The organism is Nioella sp. (assembly GCF_964229645.1).
GTDB lineage: Bacteria > Pseudomonadota > Alphaproteobacteria > Rhodobacterales > Rhodobacteraceae > Nioella.
Map to the genome: position 1 here is coordinate 1 of NZ_CAXREX010000227.1, position 5,884 is coordinate 5,884.

Below are 5,884 nucleotides of genomic sequence, written 5' to 3' on the forward strand. Positions count from 1 at the left end.
AGGTGGCGGATTTCGTCTGCCGGGGCTTCCAGATGGAAGTGCCCGCGCCAGTAAGATCCAAAGGCGAGGCCGCCGATTTCCTGCGTGGCGCGCGCCGTGAAGGGCAGGCCCGCGGCAGCGGCAGCGGCGGCAGAGATGGCAAGGACGTGTCTTCGGTTCAGGGTCATGGGGGTCAACTCGCGAAGTCGTCGAAGAAGATTGTCTCGGGCTCTACGCCCAGGTCGTCAAGCATGCCGATCACGGCGCGCATCATGAGCGGGGGACCGCACAGGTAGTATTCGCAATCCTCCGGGGCGGGATGGCCGGACAGGTAGGCGCGCAGGGCGACATCGTGGATGAAGCCGGTCTCCCCCGACCAGTCATCGCCGGGCTGCGGGTCAGACAAGGCAACGGTCCAGGTGAAATTGGGATGCTGCGAGGCGAGCGTGCGGAATTCGTCGTCATAGAACAGGTCCGCCCGGCTGCGGGCCCCGTAGAAGAAGGACAGCCGCCTGTCGGCGCCCTCGCGGGTCAACTGGTCATGCACGATGGCACGCAGGGGGGCCATGCCGACCCCGCCCCCGATCAGCACGATCTCGCGCCCGGTTTGCTGCACGCGAAAGTCACCGTAAGGCCCGGCCACGGCTAGCCGATCCCCGGGTTTTAACCTGAAAAGGTAAGACGACACCACGCCGGGCGGGGCATCGGGGACGCCGGCTGGCGGCAGGGCAAGGCGGATATTGAAGGCAACGCGCCCGGCATCCTGCGGCCGGTTGGCAATCGAATAGGCGCGCGAGACGGGGCGTGCACTGGCAGACGCGAAGCGGCGCAGACCGCGGCTTTGCCAGATGTCGCTGAAGGGACCCATCTCGATCTCGGCATAGTCGAGCCGGTAAGCGGGCGCCGTGACCTGGGCATATTCCCCGGCGACGAAATCGAACTCGGCCCCATCGGGAAGGGCGACGACAAGCTCCTTGATCAGCGGGGCCAGCGGACGGTTCGAGATCACTTCGCAGTCGAAGGACTCGGCGGCCAGGATATCGTCGGGGACCGTCACCGACATCGGGCCGCGCAGCACCACCTGGCACGACAGGCGCTCGCCCGCGCGGGTAGCGGCTTGGCCAAGCGTGCCGACCTCGGTGGCCAGGGGCGGCCCCGCACCCTCGACCCGAACCCGGCAAAGGCCGCAGGTGCCCGCCCCGGCGCAACCCGAAGGCATGGGAATGCCGCCCGCCTTCAGCGCATCGAGCAGTTTCTGGCCGGTGAGCGCCGGAACCTCCTTGCGGCCATTGATCGTCAGCATCACCGGGCGTGACGGAACAAGCGCCCGGCGCGCGCCCATCACGATCCCGGCCAGGACCATGACGAGGGCAATCAGCAGCAGGGTGGCGAGGACGATCTGGGTCATGGCAGGGCAATCGTTCCAAAAGCGGTGAAAGCCATGGACATGAGACCTGTCACGACGAAGGTGATGCCAAGCCCGCGCAGTCCCGCCGGGATGTCGGCATAGGCCAGACGCTCTCGGATGGCCGCCAGGGCCACGATCGCCAGCGCCCATCCAAGGCCGCTTCCGAAGCCGAAGACAGTGGCCTCGGCCAGGGTATAGTCCCGCTCGGCCATGAACAGGCTGCCGCCCAGGATCGCGCAATTGACAGTGATGAGCGGCAGGTAAATGCCAAGCGCCGCGTAAAGCCCCGGCGCATAGCGGTCGAGCGCCATTTCCAGCACCTGCACCATGGCCGCGATGACCCCGATGAAGGCGATGAGCCGAAGGAACGTCAGGTCGATGTCGCCCGCTCCAAGCCAGCCCCAGGCTTCGGGGGCCAGAAGGCGGGTCAGGATCAACTGGTTCACGGGCACGGTGATGGTCAGGATCGCGATGATCGCCACGCCCAGCCCAAGCGCGGTCTCCACCCGTTTCGACACGGCAAGGAAGGTGCAGACGCCCAGAAAAAAGCTCAAGATCAGGTTGTCGGCAAAGACCGCACGCAGGAAGAGGTCGCTCATGTGATTGCCCCCTCGCTGTCAACCGGGGTGGCGTCGGGCTCGGCCTGGTCGGGGCGAAGGCTGCGCAGCACCCAGACCAGAAGGCCAAGCAGGACGAAGGCCGAGGGGGCCAGCAGCATGAAACCGAACGGTTGATACCAGCCACCATCTGCCACGCTTGGAAAGACGGTGAGGCCGAAAAGCGTCCCGAACCCCAGAAGCTCCCGTACGAAGGCCACGATCAGCAGGATCGAGGAATAGCCCGCCCCATTGCCAAGCGCGTCGAGAATGGCGGGCCCCACGGGATGCGACATGGCGAAGGCCTCGGCCCGGCCAAGAACGATGCAGTTCGTCACGATCAGTGACACGAAGATCGAGAGCCGCTGGCTGATTGCATAGGCATAGGCCTGAAGCACAAGGTCGGCCACGATCACCAGTGCCGCGATGATGGTGATTTGCAGGATCAGGCGGATCTGCGATGGGATATGGCGTCGGATTGATGAGATGACAGCGCTCGACACCACCAGCACGGCGGTCAGCGCAAGGCTCATGGTCAAGGCCGTCGCCATCGAGGTGGTGACCGCCAGCGCCGAGCAGATGCCCAGAATCTGCACCGTCACGGGGTTGTCGCGCAGCAACGGATCGGTCAGGTGATGGAATTGGCGGGTCATGGCAGACGTCCCTCGCCGATCGCCTCCAGCAGCGGGCCAAACCCCAACGGGCCGATCCAGAAGCGGATCATGTTCTGCACCCCGTTCGAGGTGCGCGTGGCCCCGGTGATCGCGTCGATCTCGTAGTGGGTCGTGGCCCCGCCACGCACGACGGCAACGCGGATCTCGCCGTTTTCGTCGCGCAGCTGCGTTCCGGGCCACATCGCCAGCCAGGCCGGTGTCTGGATCGTGGCGCCCAGCCCCGGTGTTTCGCCCTGCTCGGTGATGGCCAGCCCGACCACGGTGTTTAGGTCGGCCCCGAGGGCAAGATAGCCCCTGATCGTCGAGGCATAGCCCTGCCCCGCCACCGGAAGGATCACCAGCGCGAGATCGCGCCCATCCCGCGCGACGAAGACCTGGTGCAGGTCAGGTCGCGCGCCGAGGCCTGCAAGGTCGTCCTCGGGCGCAAGCTCGGTCACCTGTGCAGGGTCGAGTTCGTCGGCAAGGCTCAGATCGGCCAGGTTGACGATCAGGCTTTCCATGCTGTCGACCCCGGTGCCCGGCAGGATCTCGGCCAGGCCGGGCGTCTCGGAAATCAGTGCTTCCAGCCGCGCGCGCCGTTCGGCCTCGCGGTTGGCATCGAGACGCGGTCCAAGCAGCACCGAGGCGCTCGACACCGCAAGGGCTGCAGCGAGCGACACCAGGAACGCCATGCCAAGGGTCTTGCCCCGGCTGTCATTGGGTGCCGCGAGGAAGCGCTGCCACAGGTGGATAGGATTGAAATCAGACATGTCGCCGGTCCCGGGCCATACGCCACAGCGCAAGCCCTGCATAATCGAGTGCGGGAGAGAAGACTTGTGCCAGCAGCACGGCGAAGATGGTGGCGCGCTCCGCCCCAGCCAAGCCGGCCACGCCTGCCAGAAGCGCAATAAGAGCACCGCCAAGCAGGCCGTAAAGGACCCGCGCGGGGCCCGTGGTGGGGGCCGTCACGGGATCGGCCAGCAGAAGGACCAGACCAAGCGCAACCGCGCCGCCGGAAAGGCTGCTCTCCAGTGGTGCGCCCAGAAGCAGCATTACTGCCCAAAGGCCAAGCCCGGCCCCTGCGACAATCGCGAGGGAGAGCACGCCCGTTGCCAGAAGCAGAAGGCCTGACGCCCCCGCCGCAAGGATCATTGTCAGCTCGGAGCCCGGCCCGATGCCCGCCGGGTGCGACAGGTAGAGCATCGCCAGAGCCACGGGTGCAGCGCCCACCACGTTGCGTCCCCACCCGCCAAAGACAAGCTCGCCCAGAACCAGCCCGAAGCTGGCCCCAAGCGCAAGCTGCACGGGCGATAGCCCGACGGGGGCCAGGGCTGCCAGCGTGACGGCCAGCAGGACGGGCGTAGGAGACAGGGCGATCCCGCGAAGGGCACGAAAAAGCGCCTCCCACGCGGCGGATACGGCCAGAACCGCGCCCATGCGCACCACGCCTTCGGCCCCTTGCTCCACCACCACCACGGCAGCAGGCGGCAGGCAGGCGGCAACCAGAACCCACCCGATCATGTCACGCGACCACAGACCGCCGCCCATCACGATGCCTCCAGCCGGTCGAGAACCGCGCGCAGGCGCAGCCCGAAATCCTCGCCGCCGCCAGCAAGATACGTGGCCAGCGCCATGTCCTCTTCCAGCAGCCCAAGCGCTCCGAGCCGTCCAGCCTGATCCGCCTCGCCCACACTCAGCGCCCGCAAGAGCGCCATTGCAGGCAGGTCCGGCCCCAGGGACCTCGCAAGGGCCATGTGCGGGATCAGCGCCTTGCGCCGCAGGGCGGGCGTATGCCCGCGCGGCGCGCCACCCGTGAGGGCAGGCAGCTCGCGCGGCAAGAGCGTTACCTGCGTGTCGCGTCGCCTGAGATAGCGCGACTCGCTGCCCGAGAGAGATGAGCCGGACAGGATGCGAAAACTCGCAGTGGTCGTTTCCTTCGCTGCCAGGTCCCCCAGGTCGGCACCACAAGGCAGCTCCAACAGCCGGGGGTCACGCGCGGCAGGGCCGGACAGCGCGACCACCTTGGTCGACGGCAGTTGCCCGGTTGCCAGAACAGCCCCTAGCGCCAGCACATCGGCATATCCCATCTGCCAGACCGGGCGATCGGGTGATGGCGGGCAAAGCCGTTCTGCATGTAGACCCGGGCTGCCCGCCGGATGCGCGCCAGAAAACGCGACGGCCCTGACCCGGCCCGTCGCGCGGACGAGGTCCGCCCCGGCTGACTGACACAGGAAGACCGGCCCTTCCGTAAGCCTTTCAAGGGCCGAGAGCGCGGTGGCGAACGCCTCTGCCTCGGCGCGGATCAGCGGGCCGGGATCAGCCGCACCTGGCTCGGTCGCGATGGCGGTCACCAAGATGGCGGAGGGCCGTTCCTCGGGATCGGGAATCGTGCCGAAGGGACGCCGCAGGATCCCCGTCCAAAGCCCGGTGTCCTGCATCAGCTTGCGAAGGCCCGCTTCGGTGTGGGCGTCGATGGTATCAAATCGGACCGTCGCGCCCTCCCCGCGCGCGATCACGATCCGCGCCACCCGGCGCTTCGCCCCGATCACGACCTCCTGCACCGTTCCGGCAACGGGGCTGGTGACGCAAAGGCGAGGGTCGCGATGGTCGCGCATGACGACCTGACCTGCTTTGATCTTGTCGCCTTGCAAGACGGCGGGCCGCAATCGCAGGCGCGGGTAGTCGGAGCCCAAAAGCCCGACACGCCCCGGAAGCGTGCAAGGCTCGATGCTCTGTCGGGGGGCACCCCTGTCGGGCAGTCTGACACCTTTTATGCGGGGCAAGGGGCTCTCCGTCCTGCGAGTCGTATGGCGACGGGTTCCACCATAGCGTGTGACCACAGGCCCCGACTTGATAGAGGTCAAGGCAGGCCGACCCCGCCTCGCGCATCCTGTTTGGGTAACCGCCACGCAGCTTGAGGAGTCTCCCATGAAGACGGTTCGGTCCGCCCTTGCCTTGTTGGTTTCGATGACGATCGCCCCTGCCGCCCTTGCACAAGGGGACGTCGCGACGATCGTTCCGCAATGGGTCTCCTCTGCCCATGGCGATGCCGCCGCCGAGGCGTTTTCTCACTGGAACGAGGAAGGCGAAGTGCCCTCTGCCTGCGCGGTCTGCCACTCGGGCGCGGGGTTTCGTGACTTTCATGGCGTGGACGGAAGCGCCGTGGGCTCGGTCGATGCGACGATCCCTTCGGGCGGGGTCGTGGATTGCGACACCTGCCATGCCGACGGTGTGGCGGCGATTACCGA

At 67.0% G+C, this 5,884-nt stretch carries 7 protein-coding genes and 1 pseudogene; 1 reads left to right on the forward strand and 7 read right to left on the reverse strand.

The window, feature by feature from the left end; translation table 11 throughout:
- The 7 genes from ACEQXV_RS15235 to ACEQXV_RS15265 form a co-directional block, all read right to left on the reverse strand.
- On the reverse strand, positions 1 to 167 hold a 167-nt coding region (locus ACEQXV_RS15235; RefSeq protein WP_370269889.1), incomplete at its 3' end, for a twin-arginine translocation signal domain-containing protein.
- A gap of 5 nt (positions 168 to 172) precedes the next feature.
- Positions 173 to 1,387 carry an NADH:ubiquinone reductase (Na(+)-transporting) subunit F gene (gene nqrF, locus ACEQXV_RS15240; protein ID WP_370269880.1) on the reverse strand — a complete coding sequence of 405 codons (1,215 nt, stop codon included), beginning with the start codon at positions 1,385 to 1,387 and terminating at the stop codon, positions 173 to 175.
- Positions 1,384 to 1,986 (reverse strand): NADH:ubiquinone reductase (Na(+)-transporting) subunit E, encoded by a 603-nt coding sequence (gene nqrE, locus ACEQXV_RS15245; protein ID WP_370253983.1) that lies wholly within the window; start codon positions 1,984 to 1,986, stop codon positions 1,384 to 1,386. The genes nqrF and nqrE overlap by 4 nt, the downstream gene beginning before the upstream one ends.
- Complete coding sequence (locus ACEQXV_RS15250; protein ID WP_370269881.1) at positions 1,983 to 2,636, reverse strand: NADH:ubiquinone reductase (Na(+)-transporting) subunit D; 654 nt, start codon at positions 2,634 to 2,636, stop codon at positions 1,983 to 1,985. The genes nqrE and ACEQXV_RS15250 overlap by 4 nt, the downstream gene beginning before the upstream one ends.
- The gene (locus tag ACEQXV_RS15255; RefSeq protein WP_370269884.1) at positions 2,633 to 3,406 is read right to left on the reverse strand and encodes an FMN-binding protein; all 774 of its coding nucleotides are present in this window, start codon (positions 3,404 to 3,406) and stop codon (positions 2,633 to 2,635) included. Before ACEQXV_RS15255 ends, ACEQXV_RS15250 begins: the two co-directional genes overlap by 4 nt.
- Complete coding sequence (locus ACEQXV_RS15260) at positions 3,399 to 4,184, reverse strand: RnfABCDGE type electron transport complex subunit D (RefSeq protein WP_370269886.1); 786 nt, start codon at positions 4,182 to 4,184, stop codon at positions 3,399 to 3,401. Before ACEQXV_RS15260 ends, ACEQXV_RS15255 begins: the two co-directional genes overlap by 8 nt.
- Positions 4,184 to 5,566: a Na(+)-translocating NADH-quinone reductase subunit A gene (locus ACEQXV_RS15265; RefSeq protein ID WP_370269887.1), complete on the reverse strand. Its 1,383-nt coding sequence runs from the start codon at positions 5,564 to 5,566 to the stop codon at positions 4,184 to 4,186. Before ACEQXV_RS15265 ends, ACEQXV_RS15260 begins: the two co-directional genes overlap by 1 nt.
- Here ACEQXV_RS15265 and ACEQXV_RS15270 point away from each other — a divergent pair.
- A pseudogene (locus tag ACEQXV_RS15270) lies at positions 5,565 to 5,884 on the forward strand (polyheme membrane-associated cytochrome C); the annotation flags it as partial. The gene ACEQXV_RS15265 and the pseudogene ACEQXV_RS15270 sit on opposite strands and share 2 nt — an antisense overlap.

Coding starts and splice junctions, on each gene's coding strand:
- ACEQXV_RS15255 (WP_370269884.1), bottom strand. CDS start 3,406: ATGTCTGATTTCAATCCTATCCACCTGTGGCAGCGCTTCCTCGCGGCA.
- nqrF (WP_370269880.1), bottom strand. CDS start 1,387: ATGACCCAGATCGTCCTCGCCACCCTGCTGCTGATTGCCCTCGTCATG.
- nqrE (WP_370253983.1), bottom strand. CDS start 1,986: ATGAGCGACCTCTTCCTGCGTGCGGTCTTTGCCGACAACCTGATCTTG.
- ACEQXV_RS15250 (WP_370269881.1), bottom strand. CDS start 2,636: ATGACCCGCCAATTCCATCACCTGACCGATCCGTTGCTGCGCGACAAC.
- ACEQXV_RS15260 (WP_370269886.1), bottom strand. CDS start 4,184: ATGGGCGGCGGTCTGTGGTCGCGTGACATGATCGGGTGGGTTCTGGTT.
- ACEQXV_RS15265 (WP_370269887.1), bottom strand. CDS start 5,566: ATGGGAGACTCCTCAAGCTGCGTGGCGGTTACCCAAACAGGATGCGCG.